We start from the raw sequence: 16,437 nt of genomic DNA, 5'->3' as shown, positions 1-16,437 counted from the left end.
GCTCCACGATATCGCTACGCGTCGCTGCTCGGCGGCACGTCCTTGATGAACCGCAGGAGCCACGCCACCGCGACGAGCCCTGTGCCGATCCACCGGAGCACGGAACTGTCTGCGCGAACGCCAATCAAAAAGACGGCCACTCCCGCGCCAGCCAACGCGAGCTTCGCGACGGTCGCCGGGCGCATGGTCACCGCGCTGCGGCGGGCACCAGCGTACGCACCGTCCCCGGAATTTCGAGAATAAAATCGGCGCCGAATGCGCGGGATGGTGTTTGGTATCCCGGCACGGCCCCACCCGCGATCACCTTTTGCGCGGCAGCCACCGCGGTGAGCGCCGTTAGCGTGTAGCCATCGGGCGTCTGCAACCGCGCCTGCACCGACGCGCCGCTGGCATTGCGCACCTCACCCCACAAGCGCGCGACGGCCTTCGAGCGTTGTGTGCTGTTGGGGCCTGCCGCGCCGGCGCGAATGCGCGCCTTGAGCCAGCGCTGCATCGGCGCCGTGGCGAGTAGCCACCCGATGTAGCGGGTGAGTCGCATGCCGCGCACGGTGCCGCGCGTTGCTGCGGTAAAGACTTCGATGTCGGGGATGCGGGTGCTATGCCAAGCGGTGGACACATCGCCCCATGGAATGGTGACGGCGTGCCGCACGCGATCGCCAAAGTCGATATCGCGTTCGCGCCACGCCGACGGCACGCGGGTAATCTTGCCTCCGCGACGGACGGCACCGCCCTCCGACACATTCTCGATCATCGTGGTGGCGGTTCCGCGCGAGAGCCCCGTGCCTCCCGTAAACGCGAGCGTCAGCGAGGTGGCATCGGGAAGCGCCGACTTGAGAAAGGCCGCCAGACAATCACTCGGCACCACATCAAAGCCCGCGCCTGGCATCAGCATGACACCCGCTGCGGCAGCTTCCTTGTTCAGCGCCGCCATTCCCTCGAACACCGAGATTTCTCCGGTGATGTCGAGATAATGAGTGCCCGTGCGAAGGCAGGCGTCCGCCATGGCACGCGCGGTGCGCGAGAACGGCCCCGCACAGTGAATCACCACGGCGCATCCCGCCAATGCGCGGTCGAGCGCCGCGGCGTCATCGAGTGAAGCGGGACGTGCGTCCAGCCCATGCGCTGCCGCGAGTGCGTTCACTTCAGCAGCATTACGTCCAGAAAGAATTGGACGTAGCCCCTTTGCAATCGCGTCCTCGACGATCAACCGGCCCGTATAGCCGTTGGCGCCGTAGATCAGCACGTCCCCTGCGACCGTCACGCGCCGAGATACGCGGGCAACTTCAGCGCGCGTGCCTCGGCGTCGGGAATGTCGAGCACGAGACGGAGCATGGCGGTGGAATACACTTTCCCCTGTGCATCCGTCTTGAGCGAAAGCGTACCGCCACCGTCGAGCGCTCCATGCAGCAGAAAGTTCAAGGCATGCAGGTTGGGCAGTTCAAATCGTTCCACGCCGCCATTGATGACGCCGCGAAAATGCTCCACCACGCGATCGAGTGTCACGTGCTGAGCCAAGACGGCATACCACTCCGGCTTCAGAGCGATGAGGCCGACGTTCGCCGTGTCGCCTTTGTCGCCGGAACGTGCGTGCGCGATGTCGAGCAGACGAACCTTCATGAGATCACCTCCACGTGCGTCTGCACGACGGACTTGTCCACCAACGCCGGCCAGTAGGCCACGATCTCTTCAACCTTCGGCCGTCCACCGGCGAACCCCGTCACGCTCGGCGGCCCGTTCAGCACGAGCGGCGCGATTTCACGGGTAAAGCGCTCGACCTTCTTTTTGTCTGCGTCGCGCACACCAATGCGGAATTGCACCTCGGGAGCATCCTTGCCGGCGTCAGGTCCAGCGAGGCGCCCATGCGTCGCGTTGGCGCCAACAAACTCCGTGAGGATGTGTTCAAAGTGCAATCCAAGGCGAATGAGTCGCTCACGCAAAATACGCTCAGCAGCCTGCGCCTTTTCGAGCGCGTCCGGCCACGAATACACCAGCGATCCGACTGCCTTGTAACCCGCGCGGTAGGCGATGGACACCTTGAGTTTATCGGTGGCCGGTCGGCCCACAATGCTATGAACGCGTACGCGGTTCTCACCATCCGCCGAGAGGCGAATCGAGGAAAAGTCCGCGACAACGTCTGGCGTGATGTAGGAATGCGGATCGCCCATTTCATACACGAGCTGTTCTGACACCGTGGGCACCGACACCTTCCCACCAGTGCCCGCGTGCTTGGTCACCACAAAGGTGCCGTCGGCAGTGGCTTCGACAATCGGATAGCCCACGTCTTCGAGGTGTTCAATGGAGCGCCAGTCGTGCAAGCAGTTGCCACCCGAACATTGCGCCCCGCACTCAATGATGTGCCCGGCAATGATGCCGGCCGCAAGCTTATCCCAATCCTCAGCGCCCCATCCAAACTCATGACGCAGCGGCGCCATAGTGAGTGCGGTATCGGTCGAGCGTCCGACGATCACGACGTTCGCGCCCTTGGCGAGTGCCTCGACGATGGGCGTGCTCCCGATGTACGCATTCGCCGCCACCACGCGGTCCCGCACCACGGAGAGTGGTTCGCCCGTATCCATGTTGCGCAGTTCGTGGCCAGAGGCAATGAGCTCGTCAATGCGACTGAGCAGATTGTCGCCGGTAATCACACCGATTTTGAGTTTCCCAGCGGCACCTTTCGCCGCGGCCATCTCGAGCACCGCCGCGGCGCACGCTTCCGGGTTCACGCCACCAGCATTGGCGATCACCTTGACGCCGTTGTTGACCACGGCGTCGAGGACGCTCTCCATGGCGCCGATGAAATCGCGGGCGTACCCCATATTCGGGTCGCGTTCCTTCTGCTTTTGCAGAATGGACATCGTGACTTCGGCGAGGTAGTCGAGCATGAGATAGTCAACGGGGCCGCGTGTGACTTGCTGACGCGGCGCGTCCAGCGAGTCACCCCAAAAGCCCTGTCCTCCAGCAACGCGAACAATCTTTGGCGCGGTCATGCGTCCACCTCGAGTCGTGACGGAAGCACGAAGGGGCCAAGATGCGGGCCGGGATTTTGCAACGTGCTGCGCAGTGCCATGGTCAGTGCGGTGCGAGTGTCTTCGGGATACACGATAGCGTCGATATAGCCACGCGCCCCAGCAAAGCGGGCGTCGAGTTGGTGTTCATAATCCGCGCGCATTTCGGCCATAGAGGCCGCAACCTCGTCGGAGACAGCGGTCCCAGCTTTCTTGGCGGCAGCAATGGCCGGACCGTGCACGGCTTGCACGGCCGACTCGCCCTCCATCACCGCCATGCGTCCGGTCGGCCAGGAAAAAATGAAATCAGGGTCAAAGCCCTGCCCCGCCATGGCGTAGTAGCCGGCGCCAGAGGCGTGATTCACCGTGAGCACAATCTTCGGCACAATCACCGTTGCCATCGCTTCTACAAAACGAGCGCCGGCGCGAATGATGCCTTCGTGCTCCGACTCGGGACCCACCATAAACCCCGAGACGTCCTGCACGAACAACAGCGGGAGTCCCTGCCGATTACAGCGATCAATGTAGAACGCCGCCTTCTCCGCGCTCTCGGCGTACACAATGCCGCCAAAACGCGGCCGTTCGCCTTCACGACCCTTGATGAGGCCGCGTTGATTGGCAATGACACCCACCGAGATGCCATTGATGCGCGCATCACCACAAATGAGTTCCTTGGCGAGCTGCGGCTGAAATTCATCGAGCGCGCCATCGTCCAACACGCACCGAAGGAGTTCATGCATGTCATACGACATGCGGTGATCCTGCGGCAGTAAATCGTAGAGCCGTTCGGGCTCGGTGGTTGGCGCCTTGGCGTTGGAAATGGTCGCTTCCATCGCCGCGACGCGCGCCTTCGGGAGCCGGTCCACCAGCTCGCGCACTTTCCGCAAGCAGTCGGTATCGCTGTCGAGCGCGTAGTGCGCCACACCACTGATCTCGGTGTGGGTCACGGCGCCACCGAGCGTTTCGCCATCGATGGTCTGACCGGTGGCGCCTTTCACGAGATTCGGTCCGCCGAGTCCCATGAAGCTGGTGCCCTTCACCATAAGAATGACGTCGGACAGCGCGGGCAGGTATGCGCCGCCCGCGACGCACTGCCCCATAACGGCGGCTATCTGCGGCACTTTGAGGTAGCGCCGCATGAGTGAGTTGTAATAGAAAATGCGCGAGGCGCCGTACTGCCCTGGAAAGACGCCGCCCTGATATGGGAGGTTGACGCCCGCGGAGTCCACGAGATAGACAATGGGAATGTGGCAACGCATGGCCACTTCCTGCGCGCGGAGAATCTTGGTGATGGTCTCTGGCCACCAGCTTCCGGCTTTGACGGTGGCGTCATTGGCCACCACCACGCATTCACGTCCGGCGACCATGGCGACACCCGTAATGACCCCGGCGCCAGGCGCTTGCCCGTCGTAGCGATCATGCGCGACGAGCAACCCGATTTCGAGAAAATGTGAATCGGCGTCCATCAGCTGCGTCACGCGCTCGCGAGCCGTGAGCTTGCCCTGTTGGTGCTGTTTCGCTGCCTTTTCCGGTCCGCCGCCTAGGCGGAGCGTGGCTTCAAGCGCGCGGGTCGCGTCGCTCAGATCGCGCAGTCGTGTGGTCACACGCCCTGCGGTCGCGCGGCGAACCACCCTCGAATGTATTCCACGAGATCCTGCGTGGAGGTCCCTGGTCCAAACAGGGGGCCAATGCCGAGTGCGGCAAGGGCATCCATGTCTTCCTTGGGAATAATGCCGCCGCCGGTGACGAGGATGTCACTCCGCCCCTGCGCGTCGAGCAGTGTTTTCACGCGGGGAAAGAGCGTCATGTGCGCGCCAGAGAGAATCGACAGGCCAACCACATCCACATCCTCTTGGACGGCCGCACTGGCAATCATTTCCGGCGTCTGATGCAGGCCGGTATAGATGACTTCCATGCCCGCGTCACGGAGGGCCGCGGCGACAACTTTGGCGCCGCGGTCGTGGCCGTCAAGACCGGGCTTGGCAACGAGTACTCGAATTGGGCGTTCCATATGTATACAAATAAGTCGTCGCCACGCACTCAGGCAATGGAAGTACTGCCAAGGAGTGGACCCATCGGTTCGTGGCGGTTATTGGATACCAAACTTCTCAAGGCGGTAGCGCATGGTATCACGGGTGAGGCCTAGCAGACGGGCGGCGGCTGTCTTGTTTCCGCCCGCCCGGGCCATGGACTGCACAATCAGCTCCCGCTCGGTTTCGTCGAGATCGAGCCCCTCGGCGGGAAGCACCAACGCGTTCGGTCTCGTAGGCGCCACCCCTGCGATCGTGGGAGGCAGGTGCTCGAGGCGCACCATCGTGTCGTCCTCGATGAGGAGGATGCGCTCGAGCACATTCCGCAGTTCCCGCGCATTTCCCGGCCAGGAGTACCGGTCAAAGGCGCGCGCCACTTCAGGAGCGAGCTCGCGCACCGGCTGTCCCAGTTCGCGGGCGAGCACCCCGCCAAAGTGCGTGGCGAGCGGCTGAATGTCCTCCGGCCGTTCGCGGAGCGGCGGCATCATGATTGGGAGCACGTTGAGGCGGTAGAACAAATCCTCACGAAAGTCCCCTGCTTTTTGCGCTGCCTCAAGGTCCCGATTGGTCGCCGTGATCACGTGCACATCCACTTCGATATCGCGCACGCCGCCGATGCGGCGGAACCGATGCGTCTCGAGTACCTGCAGCAGCTTGGCCTGCAGCGCGCGCGGCATATCGCCGATTTCGTCGAGGAACAGCGTGCCGCGGTCCGCGAGTTCGAACAGCCCTTTTTTGGCTTCCTTGGCGTCCGTGTACGCGCCCGCTTCGTGGCCAAAGAGTTCGCTCTCCACAAGATGCTCGGGCATCGCCGTGCAATTCACACTAATAAAAGGCTGCGAACGTCGAGGGCCGCGCGCGTGAATGGCGCGCGCCACAACGTCCTTGCCCGTCCCACTCTCACCGCGAATGAGAATGTTGACCGCACTTCCCTTGCTCCCGACCCGCGCGATGGTCTCCGCAATGCGGCGGAGCGCGGGCGAGCGACCGACGAGCGCGACATCGGCGAACTGCCAACTATTGGTTTCACGGTACCGGTCTACGTCGGAGCGAAGGCGTCGCGTTTCCAGCGCCTGCTCGAGCAACAACGTGAGTTCGGGGAGAGCGATGGGTTTTTCGAGAAAATGAAACGCCCCGGCACGGACCGCTGCCACGGCCGTTTCTACCTCGCCGTACGCCGACATCATGATCACCGGCAAGGTGGCGTCCATGGCCTTGAGTTTGGGCAACAACTCAAGCCCCGTCTCACCGGGCAAGCGAAGGTCGAGCAAGACGAGGTCTGCCGGCTCACGCGAAAACGCCGCCAACAACTCCTTGCCGTTTTCTACTGTTTCCGTGTTGTACCCCGCCTCGGCGAGATGCTCGCCGAGCCAGAGTCGAATGAGCATTTCGTCATCGCAAATGAGGACGCGCGGCTTAATCATGTACGGGTCGCCTCTGGGGGAGCGGAGTCGTCAATGCGTTTGGGAAGCCGAATGTGCACGGTTGTGCCAACCCCTTCGGCGCTTTCAATCGTGAGGGTGCCGCCGTGGCGCTCGATGATACCGCGTGTAATCGAGAGACCGAGTCCGGTGCCCTTGTGTCGTGTGGTGAAGAACGGACGGAACACCTGCTGGAGATCGGCCGCGGCAATGCCTTTGCCCGTGTCGGCGATGTCAATGAGCACATCACGTCCGTCGATGCGCGTCGCAATACGAATCGAGCCGTCTGCCGGAGTGGCCTGCATGGCGTTCATCAGGAGATTCACGAGGGCTTGATACACCATCCCTTCATCGGCCTGCAACTGCGGATCGTCCGCCTCCGCCTCTACGACCATGCGCACACCGGCCTGCTCTGCGGCGGGTTGCGTGAGCAACACAGCGCGAGCCACCACGGCATTGGCGTTCACCTGTCCGAGCCGCGGCGCCGCTGGGCGCGCGAAGGCCAAGAGATCGTGTACGGTGGCCTCAATACGATGCAACTGCTTCCCCATTTCATCGAAGATTGGCTGGAGCCCGGGGTCGTCGCCGTGCCGGCGCCGCACGAGGTCCAATCCGTTCGTGACGCTGACGACGGGATTCTTGATTTCGTGCGCGAGACCGCTGGCGAGTTCGCCGACCGTCGCGAGCTGCGAGGCGCGCTCAATTTCGCGTTGGTGCATTTCGGCCACACGTTCCGTGGCGTCGGCGAGGGCTCTCGTCATTTCATTGAACGCGTGTCCAAGTTCCGACACTTCGTCGTGGCCGCGCACAGGGATGCGCACCGCAAGATCGCCAGCAGCCACACGGCGTGCCGCTACCGCCAACCGTTGCACCGGGGCGACAATCTCGCGCGCCACAACGACGGCCGTCGCAATGAGCACCACAGCGAGGAGCACTTCGAGCAGCAGCGAGAGCCCACCGAGGCGACGCAGCGGTGCAAGGGCATCTTCCGCCGAAACCTCGGCAACAAAGAACCAAGACGATTGCGGAATGTCCGAGACCGCGGCAATCCGTTGACGGCCGTTGCCGTCGTAATAGCGACTCACCGCCTCGGATGACGGCGTCAGTGCGGGGTGAAACACCGTGGAGCGTTCGGCAACATTGGCGTGCGGCATCGTTGAAATCATCGAATGCCCTTCGGCATCAAAAATAATTCCTTCGATACCGCTGGTTCGATAGTCAGGAAGTTGGAGAAACGCTGCGGCGGAACTCCGTCGGACCGACGCCACGAGATAGCCAACGGGGAGCGAGTCGTCGCGCAAAATCGGCACGATAAGCCGGAGCACGAGCGTTCCCGGGGCGTCATCTCCCCCTTGCACGAACTCGGCGAATCCGCTGCGCACATGCGCGACGGGTGGCGCTCCCCACACAATTAGTGAATCGGTCGCCGCCACCATGCGTCCGTCCACGGCAAAGAGGGCGAGCGCATCAAAGGCGCGCATCTCTTGCCGAGCCCGTACGAGGTAGCGCTGTACGGCGTCTGGGGACGCCGCGAGCGCAGAGATTCCACCGGTGGACGCGCGACCTCCGTTGCCGCTGACGTTCATCACGCCGGCGAGCAACGTCTCATTGCCAGACGCCATCGCGCGCAGCGTTTTGAGGCGCTCCTGAATGCGGTCCCCAACGTGCTGTGCCTCGAGGCGCGCATAGGCCACCAAAAAGCGCTCCACGATCAAGGTGATGATGGTCGCGCTGCGGCCGTAGCCGACCGCGTTGGTGCCGAGGACCGGAAGGAGCGAGAACAGCAGGAACCACGCGAGCAGCCGCCGATTGAGGCGACCGTACACACGATGCACCCACGACGTGGGGCGTGGTGCCGGCTGTTGCGACAACGCCATCGAGTCTCCGGGATACGGAGTGACCTGCGATTGTGAGCGCGAAGAAGAGCTACTGCAAGATGAGAGCCTCGCACCGCAAAGCCTGTATCGCGCTGATTACAAAGGAGTTGCGTGTATCGGCACGCCACCGCCGCATGGTGATATGCCCCACAAATATTAGCACAACACCGCTAAAGATGGGGGATTTCCCCCATTTGGCTTCTCGCGTTACGTGTCAAGCAATGAGCTCTAACAAGTTGCTGTAGCTCAACTTACGTAGAAATACCGAGTTCGGCTCGCACCTTGCACATACAAAGATTGCGCCGACCAGTGAATCGGAGCGAATGCCACACCCTCTACAGGATTGACGCTACCTATATGGACGAGCCCACTCCCACCCAGAAGCTCCAACCCGAAGGCGAGGCGCCGGACACCGGCACCATCGATCGTCGCGGGTTCCTGCACAAGGTGAGCACCGTGAGCGCCGGCCTGACCGCCTTGGCGGTTGGTGTTCCGGCGGCAGGGGCCTTTGTCTCTCCCGCGCTTCCGAAGAAGGCGACTGACGATTGGATCAAAGTGGCGGATGACGTCGCATTGATTGACGTCGGCGAGCCCGTGCGCGTGAACTTTGTGAAAACGGACCAGGACGCGTGGATTGAGACGCGTACGCTGAACGGTGTATGGCTCTTCACCGAAGATGGCGAAAAATTCAAAGCGTACAACGCCAAGTGCACGCACCTCGGTTGCTCCTACGTCCACGACAAGGAAAAGAAAGCGTTCTACTGCCCGTGCCATCGCGGCCAGTTTGACATCAAGACCGGCAAGGTGATGGACGGCCCGCCGCCGCGCCCGCTGGATGAGCTGGAAGTTGAAGTGCGCGAGAGCGCCGTGTATGTGCGGTACCGCGACTTCCGCCTCGGCATTGCCGAGCGGGTGGTGTCGTAATCATGGCCTCCCCATTCAAATGGATCGACGAGCGGGTGGACCTCGTTGGCGTGCGCAAGGCGTTGCTCGACCGCAAGATGCCCGGCGGACTGACCTGGTTCCACACGCTCGGCAGCGCATCGTTGACGGTGTTCGCGGTGCAAGTGGTGACCGGGATTGTGCTGGCGATGTACTACTCGCCGTCGCCCGACCACGCGTACGACAGCATCCGGTATTTGCAGGATCAGGTCGTGAGCGGGAGCACGCTCCGTGGCATTCACCACTGGGGCGCGTCGGCGATGGTGGTGTTGGTGCTGGCGCACATGACCCGCGTGTTCGTGATGGGCGCGTACAAGTATCCGCGCGAGATCAACTGGCTGATTGGTGTGGTGTTGCTCTTCATCGTCCTCGGCTTCGGCTTTACTGGCTATCTGCTGCCGTGGGACCAGAAGGCGTACTGGGCGACACAGGTGGGCACGAACATCGCCGGCACCGCGCCGATTGTCGGCGGGATTATGGTGCGTTTGCTCCGCGGTGGCAGCCAACTCGGCGCCGCCACGTTGGCGCGGTTCTACGCACTCCACGTGCTGTTGCTTCCGCTGATGCTCTTCATTGCCGTGCTCCTGCACCTGGCTATCATCGTGCGCCAGGGCATTGCGCCGCGCACGAAGGCGCTCGACGCCGATGCGCCGACGCGTACCAGCGATGCCGAGTATTCCGCCTTCTATAAGAAGGCGTACGAGCGCAGCAAGGGCGCTGGCGTCCCGTTCTGGCCCGACATCACGACGAAAGATGTGGTCATGGGTGCGGCGATCGTGCTGATCCTGCTGCAACTGGCCCGCAGCTTTGGTGCGGGACTCGAGCCGCCGGCCGATCCTACGGACAGCTCGTATGTGCCGCGTCCCGAATGGTATTTCCTACCGTTCTTCCAGTTGCTGAAACTGGTCCCCGGTTCGATGGAAAGCTTTGTCGCGGTGGGCATCCCCGCGGTGCTGGTGATCGTGCTCGTGCTGCTGCCGTTCTTCGATCGCAAGAGCACGCGATCGTTCTCGAAGCGTCCGTTGGCCCGCGCCTCACTGCTGGCGATTGCGGGCAGCTGCGTGTTGCTCGTCGGCGCTTCCATGGCTGAAGACAGTGCGGAAGCAGTGGCAGCAGAAACGGGACGTCCGTTGAGCAATGTACAACGAGCCGGCCGCGCGCTGTATTCGGCGCAAGGCTGCGGGAGTTGTCACGCGATTGGCGGCAAGGGTGGCGGAACCAAGGAAGACGCGCCGCCGCTCACCGAAGTTGGCTTGAAGCACTCGGGCGCTTGGCTCCACTCGTTCCTCGAGAACCCGCTGCGGTTCCACCCGGAAACGAAGATGCCGAGCTTTGGCCCGCCGACGTTGTCCCACCAGGAGATCGAGGAGATGACGCGCTATCTCGTGACGTTGCGCGGTCCCAATGGCGATCTCAAGAAGCCCGAGTTTGTTGACACGTTTCCACCTGCGCCCAAATCCAAGGAGTAACCCATGCGTGCTTTCCTGATGGTTGGCATCCTCGCCACGGCTCTCACAACCAGCGCGGCCGCGCAGGCCCCCGACGGCAAGGCGCTTTACGACGAGTTTTGCAAGAAGTGCCACGGGGTAATCGGATCGCCGCCGCAGACGATGATCAAGAAGTTCGAAAAGATCAAAAAGTTTGACGCGGAATTTATGGCCAAGCGGACCGAGGATTCCGTGGTGAAGGTGCTGCAGAAGGGGAAGAGCGAAGACATGAAGTCGTTCAAGGACAAGATGAAGCCAGAGGAAATGGCCGCTGTGTCGAAGTACGTGCACGAGCTCGCCGCGAAGGCCAAGCCGTAATTCTGGCTATTACCCTACCCCGACGCGCCGCCCCAACCGTGGGCGGCCAGAGGAAGTGAAATGACAGCGATACAACATCTGTTCCGTGGCGTGGCGATTGCGGTGACCGCATTGGCGGTCGCCGTGTTGCCGTCGGCGGCGCACGCGCAAAAGCCGGCGGCGGGCTATGCCGGCAACGAATCGTGCATTGAGTGCCACAAGAAAATGGCCACACCGTTTCTCGAGTCTGGCAAAGGGCAGCTCTTGATGGGTCGCCCCCGCACCGAGCATGAGAAGAAGGGCTGCGAATCGTGCCACGGCCCGAGCAAGACGCACGCGAACTCCGGCGGCGAAGAAAAGGGTGAGATGATCACCTACAGCCGCAAGACCACGACCACGGTTGCCGATCGCAACGCCGTGTGTCTGCAGTGCCATGAGAAGACCGCGCGGACGCTGTGGAAAGGCAGCGCGCACGAAGCGCGGAACGTGGCGTGCACGGATTGTCACGCCGTGATGCATCACGAGTCGGAGCGTGGCGCACTCAAGAAGTCGACCGTCGCGGCCACCTGCGGCACCTGTCACGCGCAGAAGAAGGCGGCCATCGCCAAGTATTCGCACATGCCGCTCGGCGAAAAGAAAATGGAATGCACCAGCTGCCACAATCCGCATGGCTCCGCCAATGACAAGCTCTTGAATGGCGTGACCGTGGCGGAAACGTGCTTCAGCTGTCACCAGGAGAAGCGTGGTCCGTTCCTCTGGGAGCACACGCCGGTGATTGAGAGCTGTGCCAACTGTCACGACTCGCACGGCAGCAACAAGGAAAAGATGCTCAAGGTGTCGCGTCCTCGTCTGTGCCAGCAGTGCCATCCCACCGCGCACGGCGGCTCACTCGCAAAGGCGACCGATCAGGCCACGTCCCGCTTCGCCTACAACAAAGGTTGCAGCAACTGCCACCTGAACATCCACGGTTCGAATCATCCCGCCGGCGCCTTCTTCACTCGCTGACGCTACTCGCAAAGGAAACCAACGATGCGTCATTTTCAGACATTGACCGCGTGCGTCGTCGCCTGCGGAGTGGTCCTGGGGATTCCCTCGACAGGCTCCGGACAGGCGTCGCCCAAGAGCGGGAGCGTTTCAGCCGCAGCCGAGGTGGGCGTACGAACGTTCACCACGGAACCGTCGGCTTTAGATCGAGGCAAGTTCGAGGAGTATCGCTCGCTACCCGCGGGCATGCTCTTAGAGCGCCTCAAACTCATCTATACGCCAGCCGACAGTTTCGGCACGTATCAACTCACCTACCGGCGCCCCGGCGACACCGACCAGAACCTCTGGTTGCAAGCCAAGCGCCCGGGCCTTTACGATTTTGACCTGAGCTGGAGCCGCTTCCAGCACCTGTATTCGTCGGACGCCCGTTCGCCAGGCGCCGAGAACGTTGTCCCCGGCTTCAATACCCTGCCGGTCCCGCGTCCCGATTCGACCGCGTGGCGCAATGCGCCGTACATCGGGAACGTCCGCTCGGTGTGGGATCCCATGAAGATGTCGCTTGGAATTACGCCGACGTCCGCTCTCGACTTCAAGGCTGAGTACATCCACACGGCCAAGAAGGGCGGCATCCCGCAATCGATCAGCTTCAATGGCTCCAGCGGGCCGCAGCGCGAGTTTGTTTCGCCAATTGACCAGACCACGAGCGACATTCGCCTCGCGCAGTCGTTCACCTCTGCCAAGGGGCCAGACGGCATCCTCGGCAAGGTGATCAAGAGCTATCAGTTCACCGTCTCATACGACTACTCGCGGTTCCAGAACGCGGTGAAGTCGGTGATGGTAGACAACCCGATGCAGGCCCTGAGTTCGCCGACCCTCGGCGCGGCCAGCTCACTCGTATCACTTGCGCCAGACAACACGGCGCATGCGGCCACGATCGTGGGTGCTATCTCGCTCCCGTACAAAACGCGCGTCACGGGGTCGGTGTCGGGGAGCTGGCAGTACCAGAACGATCCGTTCTTTGCCCAGACCAACAACGACTCGTTGAAGTCCAACGTGAACTATGGCTTGGTCTCGAACGCCCGAGCGAGCCTCGACGGCAAGGTGAAGCAGTCCACCGTCAACTTCTCGGCGACGAGCCGGCCGTTTGCGGGCCTGACGTTGGCGGCACGGTACCGGAACCACAGCTACGACAACTCCACCGCCCAGTTCCATATCAAGGCGATGGTCGTGAGCGATCGCAGCATTGCGCTCGGAGACTCGCTGTACACCGAAGTCGTGCCGTACAACAAGATCAACACGGAAGTGAGCGCCACGTACGAGTTGGTACGGTCGCTCGCGTTGGCCGTTGGGTACTCGGTGGAAGACTGGAACCGGAGCGTGGAAGAGCGCAATGCGCAGACAACGCGTGAAAAAACACCGCGCATCAGCCTTGACTACAACGGTTTGGATTGGATCTCGCTGCACGCGAGCTACTCGGCTGGCGAGCGCCGGTACGGGTGGTATACGGAATCCGGCACGGAAATCCTGGGCTTTCGCCGCTTCGACATCTCCAACCGTGACCGCAAGCGCCTCAACTTCTTGGCGACGGTGACACCGATTGACGAGCTTACGGTTGCGCTCACCTACCAGACGGGTGACGATCAGTTCCCCGGCGCGCAGTACGGCACGGCGAGCGACAAGAGCACGATGACGGGCGTGGATGTCGACTGGACCCCCAACAAACGCGTCGGCGTGAGCGTGGGATACTCCAATGAAAACATCGACAACATCCTGAACATGCGCCTCCGCACGGGCGCGGTGGGCTCTGCCACGTATGACAACCCCACGTACAAGTGGACGAACACGAACAGCGACAAGAGCACGACGTCGTTCGTCAGCGTCAACGCGGTGTTGATTCCGGACGTGTTGGACATGACCGCCAGCGCGTCGAGCACGGAAGGACACTTCTGGGTGTACAACCGCAATGCGGCGGCACCCACGGGTGGCACGGCCGCGCAGAACCTGACTGCCACGGCCGAGGATTGGCCGGAGGTTACCCAGAAGCTCCAGCCGATGGCCCTCGCCCTCCGTTACCGGATGGATGAGAACTGGGCGTTCACGCTGCGCTATCAGGGTGAGACCTACAAGCAGAACGACTTCCGCACGTTGGCGCCGGTCTTTACGACGACGACGCTTGCCGGTGGTCCCGTGGCCACGAACTTCTCGGGGAACCTGCCCGGCAACATTGGCGCCACCTCTGGCACCAACACCGGTCAGTACCACTTCCTCGGAAACAACTACAACCCGTATACCGCAAACTGGCTGACGTTCACGGTCAGCTGGCACCCGTCGGCACTCCCGCTCGAAACTGGGCGACCGACGTTCTGATGTGGTAATCGGGGAGAGGCGGCGATGGAGTCACTGGCTCCATCGCCGTCGCTTTTCCCTGATCTGCCAAATTGCGGCCACCTTTCTGCCAGGGGCAGTTCATGGGGCACGCACGACACTTTGTTCGACTCTTCGGACTCGTCGCGATCGTCGTGATCGCGTTTCTCGGCGCCCGCGCGCAAGTGGTGCCCAAAGACTTTGGTACGCAAGGGCCCTTCCGGGCTTCCGCGATTCCTGAAGCCGCCAAGCGCGAACCGCGCCACCTCGGCAGCGAAGCCTGCTCCGACTGCCACGCCAAAATCAATGACGCCTGGGCCAAAGGCAAGCATCATACGCCGCAGTGCGAGAACTGCCACGGCCCTGGCCTGCTCCACGTGAAAGTCATGAGCGAAGACTCCGTGGACGCCTATCCAGACGTAATCAAAAAGAATCCCAAAGCACTCCGCGTCACCAGCGGCATGCAAGAGTGCGAGTGGTGTCACCTCAAAACATTTGAGCGGCCCAGCACGCTCAAGAGCATCAAGAACGTCGAGCGGCACATCATCGAGACCGGCGGCAAATATACGGCCGCGTCCAAGTGCACCGACTGCCACAATCCACACACGACGGTGGTCAAATGACACAACCGTTGAGCGACGGCGACCTGACCCGCCGCTCCTTTCTCGAGAAAGTCGCTACGACGGGCGCCCAAACCTTTGTATTCGGCGGACTCTTCGTCACCACAGCGTTGATGCGTCTGCCGCAGGATGCCACCCCTGGCACAACGCCTGCCAAACGCAAGAAGCGTGCGCCCGAGGTGATCTACGGCTTCGTGGTGGACACCACCAAATGCATCGGCTGCGGCTCGTGCGTTCGCGCCTGCAAGGCGGAGAACAACGTCCCGGACGGATTTTGCCGCACGTGGGTGGAGGAGTACACGTTCTACCCGAACGGCGAAGTCGTCGTGAACTCCCCCAAAGGCGGTGAGAACGGCTTCCCCGACGACGCTCCGGATCGCAACCAACCGGCAGAGATTGGCCAACTGCCCTCCCGCGGGTTCTTTGTTCCGAAGCTGTGCAATCACTGCATCGACACTCCGTGCATACAGGTGTGTCCGGTCGGCGCGTCGTACAAGACACCCGAGGGCGTGGTGCTTGTGGATCCGCAGCGCTGCGTGGGATGCGGGTACTGCGTGCAGGCCTGTCCCTTTGGGTCGCGCTTTCTCAACCCAGAGACCAACACGGCCGACAAGTGCACCTGGTGCTATCACCGCATAACGAAGGGGCTCAAGCCGGCCTGTGTGGAGTGCTGCCCCGCTGAAGCGCGCATCTTTGGCAATGTAAACGATCCGAACAGTGAGATCAGCCGGATTCTCGCCACGAACCGCGTGCAAGTGCTCAAGTCGTATCTCGGAACCAATCCGCGCACGCGTTACATCGGCCTCGACTCGGATGTGATCTAGCTATGCATCACTACATCACCGAAGGCTACGTGCTGCCGAATCAGGCGCACATCTATTGGACGACGATGATCGTGCTGTATCCATATATCACGGGCATCGTCGCCGGCGCGTTTATTATCTCCTCGCTGTACCATGTGTTCGGAAAGGAGGAACTGAAGCCGGTCAGTCGCTTTGCGATGCTCATGGCACTGGCCTTCCTGCTCTTTGCTACACTCCCCTTGCTCACGCACCTCGGGCACCCAGAGCGAGCGCTGAACATCATGTTTACCCCCAATCTGACGTCGGCGATGGCGGGATTCGGGTTTATCTACACGACGTACATGTTCATTCTCGCGGTGGAGATTTGGCTGCTCTACCGTACCGACATCGTCTATCTGTCCACCAACGCCAAGTCCGCTCCCATGCGGACGCTGTATTGGATGCTTGCACTGGGTGTGATGGATGTTTGAGATGCACTGGGTTCGGTAGACAGGGAGTTAAGCTACTGCCGCCCGCTCGAAGTTGATCGGGCTCTTGTTGCCGAGGGTCGAGTGCCTCCGGGTGGGATTGTAGAAGCGCTCGATGTAGTCGAAGATGTCGGCCCGCG

16 protein-coding genes are annotated in these 16,437 nt (G+C 61.9%); 8 read left to right on the top strand and 8 right to left on the bottom strand.

Annotation, left to right across the window (positions count from 1 at the left end; all coding sequences use genetic code 11):
- Window positions 1-14: 14 nt before the first annotated feature.
- The 8 genes from NTZ43_04230 to NTZ43_04195 all read right to left on the bottom strand — a co-directional run bounded on the left by NTZ43_04230 (window position 15) and on the right by NTZ43_04195 (window position 8,333).
- Window positions 15-191, bottom strand: coding sequence for a hypothetical protein (locus NTZ43_04230; GenBank protein MCX5766419.1), 177 nt, complete (start codon window positions 189-191; stop codon window positions 15-17).
- On the bottom strand, window positions 188-1,261 hold the full coding sequence (locus NTZ43_04225; protein ID MCX5766418.1) for a saccharopine dehydrogenase NADP-binding domain-containing protein: 1,074 nt from the start codon (window positions 1,259-1,261) through the stop codon (window positions 188-190). Before NTZ43_04225 ends, NTZ43_04230 begins: the two co-directional genes overlap by 4 nt.
- Entirely contained in the window at window positions 1,258-1,617 is a 360-nt protein-coding gene (locus NTZ43_04220; protein ID MCX5766417.1) for a hypothetical protein, read from the bottom strand. The genes NTZ43_04225 and NTZ43_04220 overlap by 4 nt, the downstream gene beginning before the upstream one ends.
- Window positions 1,614-2,987, bottom strand: coding sequence for a DUF1446 domain-containing protein (locus NTZ43_04215; protein MCX5766416.1), 1,374 nt, complete (start codon window positions 2,985-2,987; stop codon window positions 1,614-1,616). The genes NTZ43_04220 and NTZ43_04215 overlap by 4 nt, the downstream gene beginning before the upstream one ends.
- Window positions 2,984-4,609, bottom strand: coding sequence for an acyl-CoA carboxylase subunit beta (locus tag NTZ43_04210; protein ID MCX5766415.1), 1,626 nt, complete (start codon window positions 4,607-4,609; stop codon window positions 2,984-2,986). Before NTZ43_04210 ends, NTZ43_04215 begins: the two co-directional genes overlap by 4 nt.
- Entirely contained in the window at window positions 4,606-5,016 is a 411-nt protein-coding gene (locus tag NTZ43_04205; protein ID MCX5766414.1) for a cobalamin B12-binding domain-containing protein, read from the bottom strand. The genes NTZ43_04210 and NTZ43_04205 overlap by 4 nt, the downstream gene beginning before the upstream one ends.
- A 78-nt stretch (window positions 5,017-5,094) precedes the next feature.
- The gene (locus NTZ43_04200) at window positions 5,095-6,459 is read right to left on the bottom strand and encodes a sigma-54 dependent transcriptional regulator (protein ID MCX5766413.1); all 1,365 of its coding nucleotides are present in this window, start codon (window positions 6,457-6,459) and stop codon (window positions 5,095-5,097) included.
- Window positions 6,456-8,333, bottom strand: coding sequence for an ATP-binding protein (locus NTZ43_04195; GenBank protein MCX5766412.1), 1,878 nt, complete (start codon window positions 8,331-8,333; stop codon window positions 6,456-6,458). The genes NTZ43_04200 and NTZ43_04195 overlap by 4 nt, the downstream gene beginning before the upstream one ends.
- Window positions 8,334-8,690: 357 nt before the next feature.
- On the opposite strand from NTZ43_04195, the gene NTZ43_04190 reads away from it, so the two are divergent.
- The 8 genes from NTZ43_04190 to nrfD all read left to right on the top strand — a co-directional run bounded on the left by NTZ43_04190 (window position 8,691) and on the right by nrfD (window position 16,300).
- Complete coding sequence (locus NTZ43_04190) at window positions 8,691-9,257, top strand: ubiquinol-cytochrome c reductase iron-sulfur subunit (protein MCX5766411.1); 567 nt, start codon at window positions 8,691-8,693, stop codon at window positions 9,255-9,257.
- A gap of 2 nt (window positions 9,258-9,259) precedes the next feature.
- Complete coding sequence (locus NTZ43_04185; GenBank protein ID MCX5766410.1) at window positions 9,260-10,744, top strand: cytochrome b N-terminal domain-containing protein; 1,485 nt, start codon at window positions 9,260-9,262, stop codon at window positions 10,742-10,744.
- Window positions 10,745-10,747: 3 nt separating this feature from the next.
- Window positions 10,748-11,080, top strand: a complete 333-nt coding sequence (locus NTZ43_04180; protein MCX5766409.1) for a c-type cytochrome — start codon at window positions 10,748-10,750, stop codon at window positions 11,078-11,080.
- A gap of 60 nt (window positions 11,081-11,140) precedes the next feature.
- Window positions 11,141-12,064 (top strand): DmsE family decaheme c-type cytochrome, encoded by a 924-nt coding sequence (locus tag NTZ43_04175; protein MCX5766408.1) that lies wholly within the window; start codon window positions 11,141-11,143, stop codon window positions 12,062-12,064.
- Window positions 12,065-12,088: 24 nt separating this feature from the next.
- On the top strand, window positions 12,089-14,410 hold the full coding sequence (locus NTZ43_04170; protein MCX5766407.1) for an MtrB/PioB family outer membrane beta-barrel protein: 2,322 nt from the start codon (window positions 12,089-12,091) through the stop codon (window positions 14,408-14,410).
- A 101-nt stretch (window positions 14,411-14,511) separates the two neighbouring features.
- Window positions 14,512-15,030: a hypothetical protein gene (locus tag NTZ43_04165; protein MCX5766406.1), complete on the top strand. Its 519-nt coding sequence runs from the start codon at window positions 14,512-14,514 to the stop codon at window positions 15,028-15,030.
- Window positions 15,027-15,851: a 4Fe-4S dicluster domain-containing protein gene (locus tag NTZ43_04160; GenBank protein MCX5766405.1), complete on the top strand. Its 825-nt coding sequence runs from the start codon at window positions 15,027-15,029 to the stop codon at window positions 15,849-15,851. Before NTZ43_04165 ends, NTZ43_04160 begins: the two co-directional genes overlap by 4 nt.
- A gap of 2 nt (window positions 15,852-15,853) precedes the next feature.
- On the top strand, window positions 15,854-16,300 hold the full coding sequence (nrfD, locus tag NTZ43_04155) for a polysulfide reductase NrfD (GenBank protein MCX5766404.1): 447 nt from the start codon (window positions 15,854-15,856) through the stop codon (window positions 16,298-16,300).
- The last annotated feature ends 137 nt before the right edge of the window (window positions 16,301-16,437 follow it).

It is taken from the genome of Gemmatimonadota bacterium (assembly GCA_026387915.1).
Taxonomy (GTDB): Bacteria; Gemmatimonadota; Gemmatimonadetes; order Gemmatimonadales; family Gemmatimonadaceae; genus Fen-1231.
This window is presented reverse-complemented; position numbering and strand designations above follow the sequence as displayed.

Coding starts and splice junctions, on each gene's coding strand:
- NTZ43_04220 (MCX5766417.1), bottom strand. CDS start 1,617: ATGAAGGTTCGTCTGCTCGACATCGCGCACGCACGTTCCGGCGACAAA.
- NTZ43_04215 (MCX5766416.1), bottom strand. CDS start 2,987: ATGACCGCGCCAAAGATTGTTCGCGTTGCTGGAGGACAGGGCTTTTGG.
- NTZ43_04205 (MCX5766414.1), bottom strand. CDS start 5,016: ATGGAACGCCCAATTCGAGTACTCGTTGCCAAGCCCGGTCTTGACGGC.
- NTZ43_04200 (MCX5766413.1), bottom strand. CDS start 6,459: ATGATTAAGCCGCGCGTCCTCATTTGCGATGACGAAATGCTCATTCGA.
- NTZ43_04195 (MCX5766412.1), bottom strand. CDS start 8,333: ATGGCGTTGTCGCAACAGCCGGCACCACGCCCCACGTCGTGGGTGCAT.
- NTZ43_04190 (MCX5766411.1), top strand. CDS start 8,691: ATGGACGAGCCCACTCCCACCCAGAAGCTCCAACCCGAAGGCGAGGCG.
- NTZ43_04185 (MCX5766410.1), top strand. CDS start 9,260: ATGGCCTCCCCATTCAAATGGATCGACGAGCGGGTGGACCTCGTTGGC.
- NTZ43_04180 (MCX5766409.1), top strand. CDS start 10,748: ATGCGTGCTTTCCTGATGGTTGGCATCCTCGCCACGGCTCTCACAACC.
- NTZ43_04175 (MCX5766408.1), top strand. CDS start 11,141: ATGACAGCGATACAACATCTGTTCCGTGGCGTGGCGATTGCGGTGACC.
- NTZ43_04170 (MCX5766407.1), top strand. CDS start 12,089: ATGCGTCATTTTCAGACATTGACCGCGTGCGTCGTCGCCTGCGGAGTG.
- NTZ43_04165 (MCX5766406.1), top strand. CDS start 14,512: ATGGGGCACGCACGACACTTTGTTCGACTCTTCGGACTCGTCGCGATC.
- NTZ43_04160 (MCX5766405.1), top strand. CDS start 15,027: ATGACACAACCGTTGAGCGACGGCGACCTGACCCGCCGCTCCTTTCTC.
- nrfD (MCX5766404.1), top strand. CDS start 15,854: ATGCATCACTACATCACCGAAGGCTACGTGCTGCCGAATCAGGCGCAC.